The following is a 21,047-nucleotide window of genomic DNA, read 5'->3' as shown; positions in this document are numbered from 1 at the left end:
GTCAGTCCAGCCGCGCCCGCATCACCGCGTCGTGGCCCGCGTCGTAGGTGGCCTCGAAGGCGGGGCCCCTCCCGGTGAAGGCCTCTGGCGGGGGCATGGCCACGTCCACGCGGACCTCCCGCACGTCGCAGCCCAGGTCGGAGCGGTAAAAGGCCGGCTCGCCCGTGACGTTGATGGCGATGAGCCTTGCGCCCGGGAACAGCTGACACGCGTCATGGACGGGCGTGGCGGACACGCGGTCCGCGCCCGGATCGATGCGCTCCAGCGATGCGTCCTCGAACAGGAGCGGGTTGGCGGCGCTCGCGGCGACGGCCTCCGACAGCGGGCCGCGCGTCACGGTCACCAGCCGGATGCCGCCGTCCAGGGGCGCCTGGTGGAAGGTGACGAAGGGCACGGGCAGGTCCTCCACCCGCGCGCCCCCGTAGAAGCGCTCCAGCACGTGGGTGAAGCGCTCGTGGCTCAAGCTCGGCACGGACGCCGCGCCGCTCGCCGCGCCCAGCGCTCCCGCCGCCACGGCCGGCCCCAGCGCGCCGCCCGAGAGCAGCACCGCCAGCAGGCCCACGGCCGCGCCCACCGCGCCGCGCGCCGCGGTCGTCTTGCGCGTCTCGTCTTCATAGGCCGCGAAGAAGGCCCGGTAGCGCTGGCGCAGGTTGTCCCCGGGCGCGGACGCATAGAGGCCGCCCACCACCGCGCCCATGCTGTTGCCCACCACGCAGTCGATGGGGACGCCCCGGGCCACCAGCGCATCCAGCGCGCCCAGGTGCGCGAGCCCCTTGGTGCCGCCCACCGACAACACCACGCAGGTGCGTGAAGCCCGCGTGCTCCGGTGGCACGACAGCGCCCCTGAAGCCACCAGCACCAGCAACACCCACCCCAGCCGCCGCCCCATGCGTCCTCCCGTGCGCGAAGTCGGAGGCACCCTACCCCGTTCCCGTGCGGCCGGTCCCCTCGGCCCGCCCGGCCGCCTGGCTCCCGAGGCACGCCCACAAAACACGACCGCCCCCGGGACAGGAGCCCCGGAGGCGGAAGGTGACCTTCACGAGGCCCGGCGTGGACTCACGCCGGACCCGCGCGAGGGACTAGTACGTGGCCTTGAGGGACACGCCGCTGTACGAGGAGTAGCCGCGCAGCATGATGTACATCTTGCCCGACGCGGTCTTCGCCGCCGCGCTGCACGACTCGTTGTTGCCGGACAGGTACGGACGGCAGTCGTAGGACGAGGTCGTCGGGGCGGAACCGAACTTGATGTACATGTCCGCGTCGCCCGTGCCGCCGCTCATGACGTAGCTGGACGCCTTCGCGGCCGGCAGGTCGATGCAGTACATCGTGTTGGAGCTGGTCGCGCCGGACAGGCCCGTCTTCGCGACGCCGTTGGTCAGCGCGATGCAGGTGGTCGGCTGGGTCGTGCCACCCACGCCCACCGCTTCCCAGGCGGCCGTCACGGCAGCTTGCGTGGCGGCGTCATAGCCCAGCGCCGCGGCGGCCTGGACGGTCCAGGTCTTCGCCTGCGCGAACGTGGTGCTCGCCGTGAAGAGGTTGGTGTTGGCGTAGTACCAGATGCGGGCGGCCTTCTCGACGCCGATGGCCGGCACGTTGATGGTGCTGCGGCCGCGCGGGTGCACGCCACCCTTGGAGAGCAGCGCGAACGCCAGGTTCGGCACGCCGGAGCTGTAGTGCACGTCCGTGCTGGACGTGACGTTGGCCGCCCAGTCCTTGGACACGCCGTCCTTCGCCGGGTCGTCCATGTAGCGCAGGGCGTCGTTCGCCGTGCCCGGCGTCCAGACGTCCTCGCCCACCATCCAGATGGCCGCCGCGGTGCTCCAGCTGTTGACGCGGCTCTCGCAGATGGCGCCGAAGGTGTCGGACATCGCCTCGTTGAGGCCGCCGGACTGACCGGAGTACGTGAGGTTGGACTCGTTCTCCGTCACCGCGTGGGTCAGCTCGTGGACGGTGACGTCCGCGTCCTTGCCCAGCTCGATGGAGTTCACGCCGTCGCCGTCGCCGTACACCATCTGGGTGCCGTCCCAGTAGGCGTTCACGTAGTTGGTGCTGTAGTGCACCGTGCTGATGAGCGCCGTGCCCGCGTTGTTCAGCGAGTCGCGGTTGAACAGCACCTTGTAACAGTCGTAGGTGTAGCCCAGCATGTTGTAGTTGGTGTCGACGTGCGAGTCACCGGTGGCCGCGCCGCCCTCGCTGCGCTTGAGCGTGCCCGGGGTGCTGGTGCCGTTGTTCGCGCTGTAGACCTTGCGGTTGAGCGCCGTGTGGATCTCCGGCACGCGCAGCAGCGTGGCGCCGGTGTTCGCGTCCACATAGACGCGGTCGCGCAGCGGCATGAGCGAGCTCTCGCCCGTGACCTTCACCTCGTAGGCCAGGTGCAGGCGCCCGTCCTGCTCGGACTTCACGTACACCAGGCGCGCGCCGTCCGCGGCCAGGCGCGTGCCCTGCGTGTCGCGCAGCGCCGCCGTCTTGGCCGCCTCCGCGGCGACCACCGGACGCGCGGACAGGGAGCCACCGGAGCGGGCGGAGCCGTTCGCGCCATAGATGGCGCCGGAGCGGTCCACGTGCACCACCAGTTCCTCGCCCACCACCGGCAGACCGTTCAGCGTCTGCGCGTAGCGGATGTGCGACGTGCCCTGCTCGTCCACGGAGATGCGGCGGACCTGGAGGTCCGAGGCGCTCAGGCGGAACAGCGAGGCGATGGAGGGCAGCGACCCGGCGATGGCCGTGTGCACGTCCGCGGCGGCGAAGCCCGTCAGGGGACGATCCGCCTGGCCCAGGCGGCCCTGGATGGTGTGCGGCGTCCCATCCTCGTTGCTGCCGACAATCTGGGCGCCCGGAATCACGCTCAGGGCGTTCTGCACTTCGGCGACTTCATCCGGCTTCTGCTGACCGTCCTGCGTGTTGGAGTCCATCTCACCGACGCCGCAAGCGACGAGGGGGAAGGCCAGCAGGGCTGAAACGAAACGGGTGCGAACCAAGGTACTGCCTCCTGCCCGGCGCAAAGGGGGTGGTCGCCGGGGCAGCGCTCCTTTCAGCATTCTTCAGGCCAACTCATTAAGCCCGCGAAATACCTTGTAGTAATGGAACCCGCAGAAAAGCGGCTGGCACATCAGCGCCCAGTTCATCTTCTGTAATGTGGAAGCTGTCGTTACACGTCTGGCACAAGCACCCGTTCTGACTGGGGATTCCGTCGCTCGCGGGCCCCTGTCCTGAACGGTGACAGTTTACGCCGGGTGTGTCCTCTATTCAGGCAATCCCAGGTTGGCGGCTTTTTCTTGGTGAGCAAAACAAGACCGCGAATTCGCGCGGCGTGCGTCAGCGCCACACGCCGAGCAGCACCCGCGCGCGGCCGTCCATGGGGAGCTCGGCTTCCTCCACCGTGGTGAAGCCGGCGTCGCGGGCCACGTCGGCCAGGTGCCGCATCCACGGTTTGTAGGGCATCCCATTGTCGGAGCAGCAAGGGACGACGGCGAAGCCCAGCCCGTGGCGCGCGGCGTACTCGATGATGATCCGCGTGGCGCCGTCCGGGTGCATGCCCACGACGAGCTCCGCCTCGCACGGCTCCTCCAGCGTGAAGGGCCGCTGGGCGTAGCGCACGGGCAGGTGCTTGTGGCGCAGGTCGAAGGTGGTGACGGTGCGCCCGCGCTGGGTGAGGGACTCGTTCAGCTTCCCCATCCCGCCAGCGACGTCATAGACGCGTTGGGCCTGGGGAAAGCGCGTGACGAGCAGGTCCGCGAAGAGGTCGAAGCGTCGCTTGTCCGCCATGGCGGCTCCTTCAGCCCGGGCCTCTTCAGGCGCGGGTGCACACCGTCCACAACAGCCGTTCGATGACGAGCTTCCCGCTGGCGGAGGACTTCAGGGCCAGGTCCGCGTCCGCGCACGCCACCAGGGCGTTGAGCAGCTCGCGGCGCTCGTAGCGCGCGGCGGCCTGCATGCCGAACGCGAGCGCCCATGCGTTGGGCAGCTTGCGCTTGGTGCCCTTCAGCTCCAGCTCCAGCTTCGGGAGGATGCGCGCCTCCACGTCACGGCCGGTGCGCGGGGGCTGGCCTCCGGCGTACTTCTCCAGCCAGGCGTGGTTCTCCAGCAGCGAGCGGACGATGGACGCCACCGCGCCCAGCAACTGCAGCGCGTGCGTGCCCTGCCCCATCGCGTCCTCGGCGTAGGAGAGCGCGTCTCGCAGCTCGCGCTTCTGGAGCGCCTCCGTCAGCTCGAAGAACTCCTCCTCGCGCGCGTGGTGCACCAGCAGCGCCACGTGCTGGGCCTCGATGGTGGGCCCCTCCGAGTACACGGCCAGCTTCTCCAGCTCCGACTGGAGCAGCCGGATGTTGCCGCCGATGCGCTCCTTCAGTCCCTCCAGCGCGCCCGGCCCCAGCTTCTTCTTGAAGGGGACGAGGAACTCCTTGGCGATCTCGCTGAGGTCCAGGTCCTTGTGGCGCGCGGCCACCTTGCGCTCGAAGAGGCGGCCCTTGTCCTGCGCGAACTTGAGCAGCGGGCTGCGCGAGTCCACGTCCGTGGCCGCCAGCACCAGCGCGTGTCCCGGCGGCACGCCCTTCTGGAGCAGCTCCAGCAGCGCGGACGCGTCCCCTTCCGGCGCGCTGATGCGCTCGTCCCGGCAGAAGGCCGCCGCCTCCTGGAGGAAGGCCAGGTCGGCCTCCGCCAGGTCCACGTTCAGCTCGTCCTTCCACTGCTCCACCGTGGGTGCGCCGGGCGTGCGGGGGTCCAGCTGATCCACGCCCCAGCCCGCGCGGCCCGCCAGCGCCAGCAGCCGCCGGGCGCCCTCCTTGCGCTTGCCCGCCTTCCACGCGTCGCGCGCCTTGGCCAGCGCGTCGCCCTTGCCCTTCTTGGGCGCGAGGAACTCCGGGTCGCGCACCAGCACCACCTTGCGCCCGGGGAACAGCGGCATCGTGGCCAGCTCCTGCGCCACCTCGCGCGGGGAGGCCGCGTCCAGCACCACGAGGTTGAGCCCCATGGCCGCGTCCGGCACCAGCGTCTTCACCAGCTCGTCGGCGCCCTTGCGGACCAGGAACTCCTCGCCCCACAGGAGGTACAGCGGCCACACCTTGCCGCCCTTCACCTCCGCCAGCACCTCGTCCATGTCCGCGCTCATCGGCCCTCCACGCACAGTTCGATGAGCAGCCGCTCCAGTTGAAGCCGGGGCGCGCCGTTGCGCGAGCCGATGGCCGTGCGCGCGGACTCCAGCAGCGTGTGCCGCCGGTGCAGCTGCGCCTCCGACGTGCGCTTCGCCGCGGCTTCCGCCAGGGCCTTCAGGTCCCGGTTCGCCATCGCGTCCCCGGCCCCCGCCTTCGCGAGCGACACGTCCCGCGTCCACAGGATGAGCAGCTCCAGCGCCGTGTCCGCGTCCTCGCGCGAGCCGCCGTGGGCCTCCGCGAAGCGCAGCAGGGCCGGGATGTCGTCGCCGTTCAGGGCTTCGAAGGCGGTGAGGACGTCCTTGCGCTCCTTCAGCGCGTCCACGTCCAGCGCGAGCGCGCGGCCCAGGCTGCCCCCGGACATCACCGCGGCCAGGGCGGCGGTGTCCGCGTCCAGCTTGCGCTCCTGTTGCACGTGCCGTGCGACCAGGTCCACCGGCAGCGGACCGAAGTACACCTTGCTGCACCGGCTGCGGATGGTGGGCAGCAGCCGGTCCATGGCGCTCGCCACCAGGATGAGGGTGGTCTCCGCGGGCGGCTCCTCCAGCGTCTTGAGGAACGCGTTCTGCGCCTGGACGTTCATCTGCTCCGCGCTGACCAGGATGGCCACCTTGCGCTTGGATTCAAGGCCGCGCAGCGCCAGGCGCTCCTGGAGCTGCCGGATCTGCTCCACGCGAAGTTCACGGCTGGGCGTGCCGGTGAAGTCGGAGCGGCCGGCGAGTCCGCGCGACACGCGCTCGTCGTCCGGCATCACCCAGGTGACGTCCGGGTGCAGGCCCTTGGTGATGCGCACGCAGCTGGTGCACTTGCCGCAGCCCACCTCCGGGGCCTCCGGGCACGTGAGGGCCTGGGCCAGCCCCACCGCGGCCAGCTCCTTGCCCACCCCCTCCGGCCCGGCGAACAGGTAGGCGTGATGCACCGAGCCAGACCGCAGGGCGGACTGGAGCGCATCCATCGCGCGGGGCTGTCCCTGCACCGAGGCAAGCGTCATGGGGGGCGTGTATCTCCGCTCGGAGGGCACCCGTCAACCGCCACCTTGACCCGTGCGCGCGCGGCCGGTCTGATTCGTCGGACGTGTTGAACTTCCTCGAAGGCCACCTCCCCCTGCTGGCGGGCTCCGTCCTGACGGTGCTCCTGCTGAGCATCCAGCGCACCACGCGGGACCCGGACCTGCGCGACGACCTGCGCGGCGCGGTCCGGATGCTGCTCGCCTTCCTGGTGCTGCGGCTGGCGGCGCGCTTCCTGCCGGAGGCCACCACGCCGCCGGGCCTGCTCAAGTTCGTGAACGTGGGCTGGATGCTCACGTTCGCCTACGGCGTCATCCGGGCCGGGGTGGCGTTCGCGCTGAAGCTGGTGCGGCTGCGCTCGCCGGTGACGACGCCCAAAATCCTCCGCGACGTCATCGACTTCACGCTGTACGCGCTCGCCACCGTCCCCATCCTCCAGAGCCAGCTCAACCTGGACCTGGCGGGGCTGGTGGCCACGTCCGCGGTGCTGACGGTGGTCATCGGTCTGGCGCTCCAGGAGACGCTGGGCAACCTCTTCGCGGGCCTGTCGCTGCAATTGGACCGGCCCTTCGAGGTGGGCGACTTCATCCGCATTGGCGAGCACACCGGACGGGTGGTGCACATCGGGTGGCGCTCCATCCGCATCGCCAACTTCCGGCGCGAGGTCATCACCCTGCCCAACAGCATGGTGGGCAAGGAGCACGTGAAGAACTTCACCCAGCACCGCGAGCCCGTGGGCATCGAGATGCAGATTGGCGTGTCGCTGGACGCGCCGCCCAACCAGGTGAAGCAGGCGCTGCTGGACGTGGCGCGGGAGATTCCCCAGGTGCTGGTGCAGCCGCCGCCGCTCGCGCGCACGGTGGCCTTCACCGACTCCAACGCGCAGTACATGATCCGCGTCTTCCTCAACGACTTCGCGCTGTCGGACTCCGTGCGCGAGGAGCTGCACACGCGGCTGTGGTACCGGCTGCGCCGCGAAGGCCTGGAGCTGCCCCACGCCCAGCGCACCGTCACCCTGCGCCGCGACTCGGCCCACCGCCGCCGGGAGCTGGCCGACGAGACGGTGCGCGACCTGCTGCGCCAGGTGGACCTCTTCGCGCCGCTGGGCGCGGAGGAGCTGGAGCGCCTGCGGTGCGAGGTGGTGGTGCGCCGCTTCGGCCGCAACGAGCGCATCATCCAGGAGGGCGACGAGGGCGGGACCTTCTACGTCGTGGCCTCCGGCGAGGTCAGCGTGCGCGCCGGCACGCTCCAGTCGGAAATCACCCGGCTGGGGCCGGGCCACTACATCGGGGAGATGTCGCTGCTCACCGGCGAGCGCCGCGCCGCCACCGTCGTGGCGCTGGAGGACTCCGTGCTGCTGGAGCTGGACCGGCCCACCTTCGCGCGCCTGTTCTCCGACTATCCGGGACTTGCCCGGCAACTCTCCGCGCTCCTCGCCCAGCGCCGCACCCAGCTGCGCGCCGTGGCCCAGGCCGCGGGCGGCGGACCGGACCACTCGCCCGAGGCGGGCCGCATCCTTGGAAGGCTGCGGGCCCTCTTCGGCCTGACGCACGAGTAGCGGTTTTCCCCGAGTCAGCGCCGGGGCCGCCGCGACCCTCTGTCCTGAAGTCCGAGGCGGCCTGGGAGGCATGCATCCAGCCACCCCGCCAGGGGCTTTGACGCTCGGAGCCTGAAAGGTCTAAAGGTTCACATATGCAAGTCATTCGTGGCTTTCCCGCGCGATTAGGCGCCCTGCTCCTCCCAGGCGCGCTGCTGATGGCCCTGCCCCAGAGCGCGGCGGCCACGGAACAGGCAAAGCCAGACGCCGCGCTCCCGGTCCTGGACCGGCTGTCCCAGCACCGCATCTTCTTTGGCCACCAGTCGGTGGGCGGCAACATCCTGGACGGCGTGCGCGGCCTGGGGCGTTCGCCGCTGCCCACCATCGTGGAGGTGAAGGACGCGAGCGCGACGATTCCCCAGGGCACGCTGGCGCACGCGTTCGTGGGCCAGAACGAGCAGCCGGAGACGAAGCTCGCGCACTTCGAGCGGCTCTTGGACGGCGGCATCGCGAAGCAGGTGGACGTGGCGCTGATGAAGTTCTGCTACATCGACTTCACCTCCAGCACCGACGCGAAGGCCCTCTTCGAGAAGTACCGCACCACGCTCGCGGGGCTGAAGTCGCGCCACCCGGGCGTCACCTTCGTGCACGTCACCGCGCCGCTGACCACGGTGCAGCGCGGGGCGAAGGCATGGTTCAACGAGCTGCGCGGGCGCCCCGTCTTCGGCGTCGGGGAGAACGTGTCGCGCGAGGCCTTCAACGCGCTGATGCGGCAGACCTATGGCGGCAAGGAGCCGCTGTTCGACCTGGCGGCGCTGGAGTCGACCCAGGAGGACGGCACCCGCGAGACGTACGAGGTCAACGGCCGCGCGTATCCCGCGATGGCGCCGGCGTACTCGGATGACGGCGGCCACCTGAACGCGCAGGGCCAGGCGCGCGTGGCCTCCGCGCTCCTCGCCTTCCTGGCCGCCATGCCGGAGGCGCCCGCTTCCGCGAAGGCCGGTCCCTGAGCCATGCGCGTCCCGCTGATGATGATGCTCGGCCTGGGGCCGACGGTCGCGCGTTTGAAGTTGCGGCGCTGTGAGGCCGTGGGTGCCACCCCCACCGTCTGGGGCCGTGTCTGGATTCACGGCGGGGGGGAGATCCAGATCGGCGACCGCGTGCTGTTCGACGCGCGGATGGCGCCCATCGAGCTGCACGCGCAGCGGGGGGGACGCATCGTGATTGAAGACGACGTGACCATCGAGGGAGGCAGCTCCATCGAAGCGCAGTCGCTGGTGACGCTGGGCGCGCGCAGCCGCCTGGGCATGTGGTGCAAGCTGATGGACAACATGTATCACCCGGTCCGCGGCAACCGGCACGAGCGGCCGCGGTCGGTGCCGCTGGTGGTGGAGGAAGGCGTCACGGTGGGCAGCCGCTCCATCCTGCTGCCGGGCGCGCACCTGCAGAAGGGCGCGAACGTGGCCTCCGGCACGGTCATCTCCCGCCGCATTCCGCCGGGCGTGACGGTGGGCGGCTCTCCGGCCCGCGTGCTGCGCCGCGAGGTGGCGCGATGAAGCCCGCCCTTCCCTCCCGCGAGGAGGCGCTCCAGTTGGCGCGCGCGGGCGTACAGATGGTGCGCACGGAGGTGTTCCCCCGCGCCGAGCGCATGATGGCCGTCGCTCGGGCGCGCTGGCTGTTCCGCGCCTTCCGCACCGGCCGGGACGTGGCGGCGTATGGCCCGGTGGCCGCGCGCAACGACGGCCACGCGGAGTTCGGCGACAAGCTGACGTTCCTGGGCGGCATGCTGCCCACGTCGGTGGTCTGCTACGAGCACGCGCGGCTGCTGGTGGGCGACGAGACCCAGTTCAACTACGGCGCGTCCGTGGAGGCCTGGGAGTCGGTGCAGATTGGCGCCCGGTGCATGTTCGCGTCCTTCGTGCGCGTGAGCGACCGGGACGGCCAGCGCATCGCCCCCATCATCATCGAGGACGACGTCTGGGTGGCGCACGGCGCCATCCTCCTGCCGGGCGTGCGCATCGGCGCGCGGTCGGTGGTGTCCGCGGGCAGCATCGTTTCACAGGACGTGCCCCCGGACTCGCTCGCCATGGGCAACCCGGCGCGCAGCATGAGCCTGGACCTGGTGTCCCGCGACGCCACGGGCACCTGACACGCTCGCGCTTCTTTTCGCCCGGCGCTCAGCAAAAAGCGCCGGGCGCGTTTTTTCCGCATCGCCCCTTCCACACCCCGCTTCGAAAGACAGGACCTTTCCATGAGCACGCGTGACACGCTTCGCACCTTCATCGTCGACACCTTCTTCGTGGACGACTTCGCGGACGACGACTCGTTCCTGCGCAAGGGCCTCATCGACTCCACGGGCATGATGGAGCTGGTGGCGTTCATCGAGACGGAGTTCGGCATCAAGCTCGACGACAAGGAGCTGGTGCCGGAGAACCTGGACTCGCTGTCGCGCGTGGTGGCGTTCGTGGACCGTAAGCAGTCGCTGGCGAAGGCGAGCTGAGACGCCCATGTGCGGCATCGCGGGGTTCACCTTCCCGGCGGGTGACGCCGCGGGTCCGGCGCTTCACGCGGACCGGCTGCGCCGCATGACCGCCAGCATCAAGCACCGGGGCCCGGACGCGCAGCGGGCCCTGCTGCTGGACGGCGCCGCGCTGGGGCACGCGCGCCTGTCCATCGTCGACCTGGCCTCCGGCCACCAGCCGATGCGCGACGAGGCCACCGGCCTCACCGTCGTGTTCAACGGCGAGATCTTCAACCACGTGGAGCTGCGCGAGCAGCTGTCGGGGGCGTATGCCTTCCGCACGCGCTCCGACACGGAGGTCATCCTCGCGGCGTTCCTCACGTGGGGCATCGACTGCGTGCGCCGCTTCGAGGGCCAGTGGGCGTTCGCGCTGTGGGATCCGCGCGACCGCACGCTGTGGATGTCGCGCGACCGCGTGGGCATCTGCCCGCTGTTCTACGCGCACCTGCCGGGAGGCCACCTGGCGTTCGCGTCGGAGGCCAAGGCGCTCTTCGCCGGGGGGCTGGTGACGCCCGCGCTGGACGCGCGGGGGCTCAAGCAGACGTTCCAGCTCTGGGCGCCGGTGGCGCCGCGCACGTCCTTCGAGGGCGTGTCGCTCTTGCCGCCCGCGCACGTGGCGAAGTGGCGCGACGGGGTGATGACGCTCCAGCGCTACTGGGACCTGGACTTCGGGGTGACGCCGGACGCGGCGGACGCGCCCCGGCTGCTGGAGGAGCTGGGCGCGGTGCTGGACCGGGCGGTGCGGCTGCGGCTGCGCGCGGACGTGCCGGTGGCGGCGTATCTGTCGGGCGGACTGGACTCCAGCCTCCTGTGCGCGCTGGCGCAGGAGCAACTGGGCGGGACGCTGCGGACGTTCTCCGTGGGCTTCGCGCACGCGCGGTTCGACGAGCGCACGCACCAGGCGACGGTGGCGGAGCAACTGCGCACCGAGCACCGCGTGGTGGAGATGCGCGACGGGGACATTGGCGCGCTGGTGCCGGGCGTCATCTTCCACGCGGAGCAGGCGATGATGCGCTCCGCGCCCGCGCCGTTCCTGCGGCTCTCCGGGTGGGTGCGCGACCAGGGCATCAAGGTGGTGCTGACGGGTGAAGGGTCGGACGAGATGTTCCTCGGCTACGACCTCTTCAAGGAGACGCAGGTGCGCCAGTTCTGGGCGCGTCAGCCGGCGTCGAAGTACCGGCCGCTGCTCCTGCGCCGGCTGTACCCGACGCTGTCGGTGAGCCAGCAGAGCGTGGAGCTGCTGCGCGAGTTCTTCGGCACGGGGCTGGAGACGCCGGACGCGCTGGGGTTCTCGCACCTGGTGCGGTGGGGCAACAGCGGCCGCATCCTGCGCTTCCTCGCGCCGGAGTTCGCCGCGAAGGTGGCGGACGAGGACCCGGTGGCGTCGGTGCTCGCGACGGTGCCGGACGCGGTGGCGAAGTGGAGGCCGCTGGCGCGCGCGCAGTACCTGGAGGCGCGCACGCTGCTGTCCGGCTACCTGTTGTCCGCGCAGGGCGACCGCATGCTCCTGGGCAATGCCGTCGAGGGGCGTTTCCCGTTCCTGGACACGGGCGTGATGGAGTTCGCCGCGAGGGTGCCGGAGCGGCTGCGCCTGCGCGGGCTGGATGAGAAGCACCTGCTGAAGCACTTCTCCAAGGGCCGCGTGCCGGCGTCCATCCTGGAGCGCAGCAAGTTCCCCTATCGCGCGCCCATCGCCGGAGCGCTGGTGGGACCGGATGCACCGGCCTGGGCGCGCGAGTTGTTGGCGCCGGAGGCGGTCTCCGCGACGGGCGTCTTCGACGCGCGCAAGGTGGAGCGGCTGGTCGCGAAGCTGCGAGCGCCGAACTCCGCGGAGAGCGAAGCGGACACCATGGCCCTGTTCGCCGTGGCGTCCACGCAGTTGTTGGCGCACCACTTCCTGAAGCCGAAGCCCGTACCACAGGCGGACGTGGACGCGGTCCAACTGGAGGCCGCGTGAGCGCGGACACCGCGCCTTCGTGGGTTCGCGCTCACGCGGCTGCGACGCCGGAGGCTCCTGCGGTGGACTCTCCCTGGGCACGGCTCACCTATGCCCAGCTTGAAGCGCGGATGCGGGCACTCGCGGGACAGCTTCGGGCTTCAGGTGTGGAGCCCGGGGATCGCGTTCTCATCGCCCTGCCCCTGGGTTGTGCGGCCGCCGTCGCGGGGCTCGCGGTGCAGGCTCTTGGAGCCTGTGCCGTGGAGCTGGACCGCGAGACGGGTGCGGACTCACTGGCCAGCATCCTCGCGCAGACGGGCGCCCGCCATGCGGTCATCTTCGGTCAGGACGCGCGTCGCTGGACGGGCCGCTCTCAGCTCACCCACTTCTTCGTCGTGCATGGCTCCCGTCCTCCGGAGCGCATGCTCGGGCTGCTGAAGCCGGCTTCGTGCTCGTGGCTCCAGGAGGACGGCTCCGTGGATCCGGACGCTGCTTCCGAGCCGCTGGCCGCCCTGCCCTCCCTGCCTCCGGAGGCTCCCGCGTCCATCGTCTACACATCCGGCAGCACGGGCACGCCCCGTGGCGTCGTGCAGACGTTCGCCAACATCGCGGCGAACACGCGCTCCATCGTGGAGTACCTGGGCCTCACGCCGCGCGACCGCGCCATGCTCATCCTTCCCCTGCACTACTGCTACGGGAAGAGCGTGCTCCAGACGCACCTGCTCGCGGGCGGATCCGTGTTCCTGGATCCGCGCTTCATGTACCCGCAGGTCGTGCTGGAGGCCATGGCCACCGAGACGTGCACCGGCTTCGCGGGCGTGCCCCTCACCTTCGAGCTGCTGCGCCGCCAGGCCGCCCCGGACTCCCTCGCGAAGCTGAAGCTGCGCTACCTCACCCAGGCCGGCGGCGGCATGTCTCCGGACACCGTGCGCTGGACGCGCGAGGCCTTCCACCCCGCGGAGCTGTTCGTCATGTATGGCCAGACAGAGGCCACCGCGCGGCTCTCCTACCTGCCGCCCTCGCGCGCCAATGACAAAGCCGGCTCCATCGGCCAGGGCATCCCCGGCGTCACGCTGGCCGTGGTCGCGGACGACGGCACTCCGCTGCCTGACGGTGAAGTGGGCCAGCTCGTGGCGAAGGGCGCCAACGTCACCCCCGGCTACCTCAACGCTCCCGACGACACCTCCGCCATCCTCCACGACGGCTGGCTTTGGACCGGCGACCTCGCGTGGCGCGACGCGGACGGCTTCTTCTTCCTCGTCGGCCGAGCGAAGGAGATCCTCAAGGTGGGCGGCCACCGCGTGAGCCCCGCGGAGATGGAGCACGTGCTCGCGCGGCACCCGGCCGTGCTGGAGGTCGCCGTGGTGGGCGTGCCGGACGACCTGGGCGGCGAGGCCGCGTGCGCCGCCGTGGTCCTCCAGCCCGGCGCCACCGCGCAGGAGGACGACCTGCGCCGCTTCTGCCGCGAAGCGCTGCCGGCCCACAAGGTGCCGCGCCACGTCCTGTTCACCGAAGCGCTCCCCCGCGGGCCCACCGGCAAGGTGCTCAAGGCCGACCTGCGCACGCGCGTGCTGTCTTCACTCTCTTCCCCTGAATCGAGGTCGCCGTGACGATGAAGTTCTCCAAGCAGGTGCTGGAACTGGACTGGGAGGCCAAGGCCGCGTCGCTGTCCGACGGGCTCAAGGAGGCCGTCCTCAAGAAGCTGCGCAAGCGCGGCCTGGTGGTCGCCGTCTCCGGCGGCATCGACTCCGCGTGCGTCGCCGCGCTGGCGGTGCGGGCGCTGGGTCCGGACCGCGTCTTCGGCCTGCTCTTGCCGGAGCGCGACTCCAGCGGCCTGTCCTCCAAGCTGGGCCGCGAGCTCTGCGAGAAGCTGGGCATCCAGTACACGCTGCACGACATCGCGCCCGTGCTGGAGGCCGCCGGGTGCTATTCGCAGCGCGACGCGGCCGTGCGCTCCGTGTTCCCCGCGTTCCAGCCGGACATGAAGTGGAAGATCGTCATGCACGGCGACCGGCTCAACACGGACGCCCTCAACGTCTTCTACGTGGTGGTGCAGGTGGACGGACAGGAGCAGCGCTTCCGCCTCACGCCCCAGGCCTACGTGCAGATCGTCGCCGCCACCAACTTCAAGCAGCGCGTGCGCAAGATGATGGAGTACTTCCACGCGGACCGGCTGAACTTCGCCGCGTCCGGCACGCCCAACCGCCTGGAGTATGACCAGGGCTTCTTCGTGAAGCTGGGCGACGGCTCCGCGGACGTGAAGCCCATCGCCAGCCTCTACAAGACGCAGACGTACAAGCTCGCGCGGCACCTGGGCGTCATCGACGGCATCCTCAACCGCGAGCCCACCACGGACACGTTCAGCCTGGAGCAGTCGCAGGAGGACTTCTACTTCTCCGTGCACTACTCGCAGCTGGACCTCATCCTCTGGGCGAAGAACCACGGCATCACACCCGAGGAGGTCTCCCCGGAGATGGGCCTCACGCCGCAGCAGATCCAGCGCGTCTACGACGACATCGACCAGAAGCGCCGCACTACGGCATACCTCCACGCGCAGCCGCTGCTGCTCGAAGAGGTCAGCGAGCTGAGGCCCTTCAAGATCTCCTGAAGTGGCCTCACCCGCCTCCGGATCCGGAGGCCGCGTCGATGGCGTCCGCGGCCTCCACCCGGAGGCGCTCCTCCGGGGTGAACGAGTCGAACAAGAGCCGCTGCACCGCGGCCTGACGCCGGGCCGGATCCGGCTCGCCGCGGGCCAGCGCCTCGCGCTTCGCGCGGAAGTCCGCCAGCCGCTGCTTCCACTGCGCGCGCTCCGCGTCCAGCGCCTCCAGCCGCTCGGTGGCTTCCGGCCCCACGGTGGACAGCCGGTGCTGGTGCAGGTCCTCCGCCGTCGCCCCCGCCGCCAGCAGCTCCTGCTCCACCGCCCGCTGCCGCAGCGGACGCACGGCCTCTTCACGGCTGGCGCGCACGTCCGGAGGAAGCCGCTCCTCCAGCTCGGCCATGCGCCGCTCGCGCTCCTCCTTCGTCAGCGACGCGTCCTGCTGCAGCTTCAGCCGCTCCACGGCGACGGCATCCACCGCCTCCTCCTTCCCGAAGAGACCGTCGGCCGCGCCCGGGCCCAGGTGCTCGCGGCGCAGCTTGCGCAGGGCCTCCAGGCGCTCGGCGGTGTCCGTGGGAACGGAGCCCTTCGACGCCAGCCCCCGGGCGGCCTCCAGATAGGACAGGTAGTCGTCCAGCACCTGCACCGCTTCATCCATGGCGGCCGGGGGCAGCTTCTTCGCCCGCAGCGCCGTGAGGATGCGCTCGCGGATGAGCGACGCGGGCTCCTCGCCGGTGGCGGACAGGTAGTAGTCGAAGAAGCGGCGCAGGTCCGCGCTCGGCACCAGGTGCCCGGACGCGTCCACGAGCACGGCGCCGTCCTCCTCCGTGTCCCGGAGCGAGCCCGGCATCGGCGGCAGCGGCGCATCGGGGGCCGGAGTCGCCGTCACGGCGGCACCGGGAACGACGGGGGTCGCCGCGCGCGGCACGGCGCCTCGCGCGACGGGGACTGCGGACGGCGGTCCAGCGGGTCCGGGCGCGTCCTCCGCCCGGACCTTCCACCACGAGAAGACGCCGGCACCCAGGAGGGCGCACAGCGCGACCACGAGAATGACGGCGCGGCTCTTCATGGCGGGGCGCTCCAACGGGATTACAGGCCCGCGGTCTTCAGGCGGTTCGCCTGGGTGCGGAACACGGACACCGGGTTGGTGAAGAACGCGGTGAGGCCCAGCACCTGGTTCACCTCGTCCAGGTGGTTCATGTCGTAGTCGTCGCGGATGACCGTGCCGAAGCGCGAGCTGCAGCGGCCCACGAGGCCGTCGTTGGACCCGCTGTAGAAGAAGGACGACAGCTTCATCGCGTAGTCAGACGCATCCAGGATGTTGGTGAAGGGATCCGTGCCGGACCAGGAGTAGTAGCGCTGGCCCTGGGCGCCCGTCGCCGCGCCGCTGCCGCAGGACGTGGTGGGGACACCCGCGGGGAACTTCGCGGTGAACGCGGAGGTGCCCGTCTTGGAGAGCGCCGCCAGCGCGCCAATGGCGTCCTGCGGCTGCGTGTGGCCGGACAGCAGGCCCAGCACGGTGCCCAGGCTGTTGGCGAAGTACGCCAGCACGCCCTCCGTGAACGAGCCGCCCTTCAGGTTGTTGCGCAGGTAGTCCGCCAGGTCCGCACCCTTGTGCGGCGAGCCCACCGTCGTCACGGACGCCACCAGGTCCGGCCGCACCGCCGCCACGTAGCGCACGTCCAGGCCGCCGTGGCTGTGGCCAATCAGGTTCACCTTCGTCGCGCCCGAGCGCGCGAGCACGTCCTGCACCTGCGCCAGCAGCGCCTCGCCGCGCGCCTCCGTCGAATTGAACTGCGGAACGTGCGTGATGTAGACCTTCGCGCCGCCCGACTTCAGCGACGACTCGATGCCGTAGAAGTAGTCGAGCACCCCGAACAACGAATCAAAACCCGCCATGCCGTGCGCCAGCACGATGGGGTACTTCGTCTGCGTGTACGTATCCGCGCGGGCAGGCTGCGCCCAGATGGCAAGAACCGCGACAGTCAGAACGAGGGTCCGGACGGCGTTTCGCATACAGGCTCCTGATGGGGGAGTGCGGATCATCGAAGGGATTGACCCGCGAATCAGCCCATATGGCGAGCCCCTGATAAAAAGCAAGCCAACCTCAGGATTCACTGAAAAGCATGTCAGCTCCGGGTCACGTCAGACTTTAACGCCCTGCGTTGAAATGACAGCATGCGGGCCCTTTCCAGAGGAGAACGCCCTTGGACACCGCCGCCTATCAGGCCTTCACCACGGAGTTGACGCGCAGGGCGGACGCGGACGGCCGTGTCCGGGGGCTCGTGGCGCTGGGCTCGATGGCCGCGCGCGACTACCCGCCGGATGACTTCAGCGACCATGACTTCTTCGTCGTCGCATGGCCGGGACACGCTGAAACATTGAGACAGGAGCGCGGCTGGCTGCCTCGCGCGGAGGACGTGGCGCTGGTGTTCCGCGAGACGGCGCACGGCCTCAAGGTCGTGTACCGGGACGGGCACCTGCTGGAGTTCGCGGTGTTCGATTTGGAGGAGCTGTCGTTCGCGCGCGTCAACCGCTACCGCGTGGTGCTGGACAAGGGCGGCGTGACGGAGCGCATGGACGAGCGCGCACGCGACACCACCCTGGAGCTCCAGCGCACGGCGCCGGACGACGCGTGGTTGTTCGGGCAATGGCTCACGCAGGTGCTGGTGGGCATGGGCCGTCACGCGCGCGGCGAGGGGCTCAGTGGCCGCGCGCGGCTGGACGAAGCGGTGCGCCTGTTCTGCCTGCTGCTCGCGCGCCACGTCCCCGCCCCGCGGGCGTCGCTGCTGGACGGGTTGGATCCGGTGCGGCGCGTGGAGCGCGTGTATCCGGAGACTGGCGGCGAGCTATCGCGAGCCCAGCAAGGCGACTCACCATCCCTGGCGCGCACGCTCCTGTGGCTCGCCGAGCGCGAGCTGTCCCACGTGCCCGCCTTCCCGCGCGACGGAGTGGCCGCCGTGCGGGCGCGGCTCGAAGCGCTGCACCGGTAGGCGTGCGGTGCTTCAGGCGGCGCGGGCGGGAGCCGGTTCCCGCGCGTTGTGCGCGATGACGAGCACCCGCTCCGGATGCGGCTGCGCGCGGGCCCACCCCAGCAGCGCGGTGAAGGGGTCCGGCGCGGGCGCGGCCGTGGCCAGGGGGATGCGCGGCTGATGTTCGAAGAACAGGTCCTCCGCCCCCAGGTTCTGGGCCTCCCACGTGCGCCATCCGGGCAGCGGATTGTCGAGCGCGGGCTGAAGGCCCGTGACGGTGAAGCCGCCGGCCGTGAAGACGCGCATCAGGCCCACCAACGTCGCGCCCGTGCCGAAGCCGCACACCACGTGCCGCACCGACGGGAAGCGCTCCCGCACCTGCGCGCGCAGGCCCGCCGCCCAGGACTCCACGCACGACACCAGCGCGCGGTTGGTGAGCTGCCGAGGCCAGCACCAGCCGTCGCGCTCCAGCGACATGGCCTGGTGGAACATGTCCGCCATCGAGCCCGCCTGGCACACCTGCCCCTTGAAGCCGTGGGCACGCAGGTATGTCTCGCCCGCCGCGTCCGTCACGGCCACCGTGGGCAGGCCGCGCTCGCGGCCCAGGACGTCCAGCGCCAGCGCGCTCGAGGCTCCGGACAGCTCCACCAGCCCGCGCGAGCCTGGCGGCATCGCGGCCAGGTAGCGCGCGAAGGTGAGGTACTTGAGGCTGCCTGACGGCTGCGCCCCACCCCACAGCACCACCGGTCCGCCCGCACGCGGACGGGACAGGGAAAACACTCCAAGCATGGTCGCCCCCTGGCGCGAACGTCCTTCCGCGCCCGACACGCCGGGAGTCTTCCGGTGGGTTGGCCCGGATGCCATCACCCCCGGGATCGGGCAGGTGTCCCCCGGTGGACGGCGCAAGGCACTGCAAGGACGTGGCGGGCGGTTATGCTCCGCGCCATGTCTCAAGCCCCGCGCGTCCGCATCCTCCTGTCGGAGACCTACAACCCCTGGTTCAACCTCGCGACCGAGGACTGGATCTTCCGCGAGCTGGACCCGAGCACCCAGACGCTCTTCCTCTGGCGCAACGACAACACCGTCGTCATCGGGCGCAACCAGAACCCGTGGTCCGAGTGCAACCTCACGCGCATGGAGGAGGACAAGGTCTTCCTCGCGCGGCGCACCAGCGGCGGCGGCGCGGTGTTCCATGACCTGGGCAACACCTGCTTCACGTTCCTGTCCGCGAAGGAGGGCTACAACAAGACGGCGAACGTCACCATCCTGCTGGACGCGCTGTCGCGGCTGGGCGTGACGGCGCAGGCGTCCGGGCGCAACGACCTGGTGATTCCGCTGGAGGACGGCCCCCGGAAGATTTCCGGCAGCGCATACCGCGAGACGAAGGACCGCGCCTTCCACCACGGCACGTTCCTCATCCACGCCAACCTGTCGCGGCTGGCCAACTACCTCACGCCGCACCCGAAGAAGCTGGAGTCCAAGGGCAGCGCGTCGGTGCGCTCGCGGGTGATGAACATCCGCGACCTCCAGCCGGACGTCTCCCATGAGTCGCTGGTGAAGGCGATGATTGGCGCCTTCTGCGACTTCCACGGCGGCACCGCGGAGCCGGAGCTGCTGGAGCCCTCGTTCCTGGAGAGCCAGCCCTCGCTCAAGCGTACCTTCGATCACTACGCGTCGTGGGACTGGCGCTTCGGCAACGCGCCCCGCTTCAGCCACCAGATGGTGGAGTACCTGTCGTGGGGCTTCTTCGAGGTCCACCTCGACGCGGAGAACGGACACGTCACCCGCGCGCAGGTCTTCTCGGATGCGCTCTACCCGGACCTCGTGCAGGACCTGCAGACGGCGCTCACCGGCAAGCCCCACAGCCGCGACGGGATGCAGCAGGCCGTGGCCGAGGTCCGCGCCCGTCACCCCTCGCAGGAGCGCGAGCTGGGAGAGCTGGAGACGTGGCTGATGGGCCAGGTCGAGGTCTGACCCGGCCCATCCGCCGTCACTTCATTCAGCGGTGGCCACCACCGTGGCCGCCGCCCCAGCCGCCATTGCCGCCGCCGCTGTTCCCGCCACCCCGGCTGGAGCCGTGGGACGAGCCGCCGCCGCGACCGGAGCCGCCGCCCCAGCCGCCACCACCGCCGCTGCCGCTGCCGCCCCGGCTGGAGCCGCCGCTGGTCTGATGGACGCCGCCGGAGCTGCCGCCACCCCAACCGCCGCTGCTGGACGAGGACCGCCCGCCGCCACCCGACGACGGACGCCCGCCGCCGGAACCGCCGCCCCAGCCTCCGCTGGACTCATGGGAGCCACCGCTGGACCCGCCGCGCCCGCCCGGAGGCGAACCCCGGGTGCCGCCCCAGCCGCCGCTGTTGCCACCGTTGCCGTTGTTCGACGAGTGGACCCCGCCGCCGCCCTGCGGACGGTAGGGACCGGGACGGCTGGAGTTGCCCCGGCCGCCGTAGGACGATCCGTTGTAGCGCCCGGGCGACGCGTCATGCATGCGCGGGCCGTACCGGTACGGGCCCGGACGCGAGGAGTAGTGGTAGCCCGGGCGGTAGCGGCTGTGCCCGTAGCCGTAGTAGCGCCACGACACGCCCGGGTAGCGGTACCACGAGCGCAGGAAGTAGTTCGGGCGGCCGTAGGAGAACGAGATGTGCGCGTGGCGGTACACCGGGATGGTGACGCGCACCGAGCCGTTCCAGCCCCAGCCGCCGCCCACGAACACCCACGACGGGCCGCGGCGCACCCAGTGCGGCGACACGAACACTAGGCCCGGACGCGGCGGCTCCATCCACGTGCCGGAGACCCACTCGTAGCCGTTGGAGGTCCAGTACCAGTAGCCCGGTGCCCACGTGTAGCCCACGGCCGGCGCGGGGGGCGGCGTCTCCACGCGCAGGGCCGGGGGCGCCCGCGTCGCCGTCACGTCCTCGCTGGCGACCTCGATGGGGATCTCCACCTCGGTGGAGCCCTCCTGCGCCCAGCCGCCGGACACCCAGCGCCAGACGTCACCGTCCTGGGCCCAGTAGCCGTTGATGTACTGGTAGCCGGGCATGCGCTCCACCCAGCCGCCGGACTTGAACTGCCAGTTGTCGCCGTCCCAGTACCAGTGCCCGGACGTCCACACCGCGCCGGCATAGGGCCGGGGGGTCGGTGACTCGGCGGGCAGGTCGGGAGGCGGAGAGGGCGCGATGGGCCCGGAGTCATCCGCGTTGGAATCCTGGACGTAGGCGTCATCGCCCCAGTCATCCGCGGCCACCGGCGAGGTCTGCGCGAACGCCCCCTGGGTCGCCAGGCCGACAATCAAACCCATCCACCATCGAGAACCCATGACTCCGTCTCCGAT

Annotated in this window: 19 protein-coding genes; 10 read left to right on the top strand and 9 right to left on the bottom strand. The window is 70.8% G+C overall.

The window, feature by feature from the left end; translation table 11 throughout:
- Position 1: 1 nt before the first annotated feature.
- The 5 genes from JYK02_RS30025 to holB form a co-directional block, all read right to left on the bottom strand.
- Positions 2-889, bottom strand: a complete 888-nt coding sequence (locus JYK02_RS30025; RefSeq protein WP_207056125.1) for a patatin-like phospholipase family protein — start codon at positions 887-889, stop codon at positions 2-4.
- Between the two features lie 190 nt (positions 890-1,079).
- Positions 1,080-2,978: a M4 family metallopeptidase gene (locus JYK02_RS30020; protein ID WP_207056124.1), complete on the bottom strand. Its 1,899-nt coding sequence runs from the start codon at positions 2,976-2,978 to the stop codon at positions 1,080-1,082.
- Positions 2,979-3,315: 337 nt separating this feature from the next.
- The gene (locus JYK02_RS30015) at positions 3,316-3,765 is read right to left on the bottom strand and encodes a hypothetical protein (protein ID WP_207056122.1); all 450 of its coding nucleotides are present in this window, start codon (positions 3,763-3,765) and stop codon (positions 3,316-3,318) included.
- A gap of 25 nt (positions 3,766-3,790) precedes the next feature.
- Entirely contained in the window at positions 3,791-5,107 is a 1,317-nt protein-coding gene (gene holA, locus JYK02_RS30010; RefSeq protein ID WP_207056120.1) for a DNA polymerase III subunit delta, read from the bottom strand.
- Entirely contained in the window at positions 5,104-6,138 is a 1,035-nt protein-coding gene (gene holB / locus JYK02_RS30005; RefSeq protein WP_207056119.1) for a DNA polymerase III subunit delta', read from the bottom strand. The genes holA and holB overlap by 4 nt, the downstream gene beginning before the upstream one ends.
- 83 nt (positions 6,139-6,221) lie before the next feature.
- On the opposite strand from holB, the gene JYK02_RS30000 reads away from it, so the two are divergent.
- The 8 genes from JYK02_RS30000 to nadE all read left to right on the top strand — a co-directional run bounded on the left by JYK02_RS30000 (position 6,222) and on the right by nadE (position 14,756).
- Complete coding sequence (locus tag JYK02_RS30000) at positions 6,222-7,712, top strand: cyclic nucleotide-binding domain-containing protein (RefSeq protein ID WP_207056118.1); 1,491 nt, start codon at positions 6,222-6,224, stop codon at positions 7,710-7,712.
- 197 nt (positions 7,713-7,909) lie between these two features.
- Complete coding sequence (locus JYK02_RS29995) at positions 7,910-8,701, top strand: hypothetical protein (protein WP_242589333.1); 792 nt, start codon at positions 7,910-7,912, stop codon at positions 8,699-8,701.
- Positions 8,702-8,704: 3 nt separating this feature from the next.
- Entirely contained in the window at positions 8,705-9,247 is a 543-nt protein-coding gene (locus tag JYK02_RS29990) for an acyltransferase (protein WP_207056116.1), read from the top strand.
- Positions 9,244-9,840, top strand: coding sequence for an acyltransferase (locus JYK02_RS29985; protein WP_207056115.1), 597 nt, complete (start codon positions 9,244-9,246; stop codon positions 9,838-9,840). The genes JYK02_RS29990 and JYK02_RS29985 overlap by 4 nt, the downstream gene beginning before the upstream one ends.
- Before the next feature lie 102 nt (positions 9,841-9,942).
- Positions 9,943-10,191, top strand: coding sequence for an acyl carrier protein (locus JYK02_RS29980; protein ID WP_207056114.1), 249 nt, complete (start codon positions 9,943-9,945; stop codon positions 10,189-10,191).
- A gap of 7 nt (positions 10,192-10,198) precedes the next feature.
- Positions 10,199-12,169, top strand: coding sequence for an asparagine synthase (glutamine-hydrolyzing) (gene asnB, locus JYK02_RS29975; protein WP_207056112.1), 1,971 nt, complete (start codon positions 10,199-10,201; stop codon positions 12,167-12,169).
- Entirely contained in the window at positions 12,166-13,758 is a 1,593-nt protein-coding gene (locus tag JYK02_RS29970) for an AMP-binding protein (protein ID WP_207056111.1), read from the top strand. The genes asnB and JYK02_RS29970 overlap by 4 nt, the downstream gene beginning before the upstream one ends.
- A gap of 2 nt (positions 13,759-13,760) precedes the next feature.
- Entirely contained in the window at positions 13,761-14,756 is a 996-nt protein-coding gene (gene nadE / locus JYK02_RS29965; RefSeq protein WP_207056349.1) for an NAD(+) synthase, read from the top strand.
- A gap of 7 nt (positions 14,757-14,763) precedes the next feature.
- On the opposite strand, the gene JYK02_RS29960 is transcribed toward nadE, so the two are convergent.
- On the bottom strand, positions 14,764-15,813 hold the full coding sequence (locus JYK02_RS29960; RefSeq protein WP_207056110.1) for a lipase secretion chaperone: 1,050 nt from the start codon (positions 15,811-15,813) through the stop codon (positions 14,764-14,766).
- A gap of 20 nt (positions 15,814-15,833) precedes the next feature.
- Positions 15,834-16,760, bottom strand: a complete 927-nt coding sequence (locus tag JYK02_RS29955) for a lipase family alpha/beta hydrolase (protein ID WP_207056109.1) — start codon at positions 16,758-16,760, stop codon at positions 15,834-15,836.
- A 191-nt stretch (positions 16,761-16,951) separates the two neighbouring features.
- On the opposite strand from JYK02_RS29955, the gene JYK02_RS29950 reads away from it, so the two are divergent.
- Entirely contained in the window at positions 16,952-17,737 is a 786-nt protein-coding gene (locus tag JYK02_RS29950) for a hypothetical protein (RefSeq protein WP_207056108.1), read from the top strand.
- Positions 17,738-17,749: 12 nt separating this feature from the next.
- On the opposite strand, the gene JYK02_RS29945 is transcribed toward JYK02_RS29950, so the two are convergent.
- On the bottom strand, positions 17,750-18,505 hold the full coding sequence (locus tag JYK02_RS29945) for a pyridoxal-phosphate dependent enzyme (protein ID WP_207056107.1): 756 nt from the start codon (positions 18,503-18,505) through the stop codon (positions 17,750-17,752).
- 156 nt (positions 18,506-18,661) lie between these two features.
- Here JYK02_RS29945 and JYK02_RS29940 point away from each other — a divergent pair, with 156 nt between their 5' ends.
- The gene (locus tag JYK02_RS29940; RefSeq protein WP_207056106.1) at positions 18,662-19,690 is read left to right on the top strand and encodes a lipoate--protein ligase; all 1,029 of its coding nucleotides are present in this window, start codon (positions 18,662-18,664) and stop codon (positions 19,688-19,690) included.
- Positions 19,691-19,715: 25 nt separating this feature from the next.
- On the opposite strand, the gene JYK02_RS40555 is transcribed toward JYK02_RS29940, so the two are convergent.
- Entirely contained in the window at positions 19,716-21,032 is a 1,317-nt protein-coding gene (locus JYK02_RS40555) for a hypothetical protein (protein WP_277991455.1), read from the bottom strand.
- Positions 21,033-21,047: the final 15 nt, after the last annotated feature.

The organism is Corallococcus macrosporus (assembly GCF_017302985.1).
Taxonomy (GTDB): Bacteria; Myxococcota; Myxococcia; order Myxococcales; family Myxococcaceae; genus Corallococcus; species Corallococcus macrosporus_A.
The sequence above is the reverse complement of the archived record's forward strand: the minus strand, read 5'-3'. Positions and strand labels throughout refer to the sequence as shown.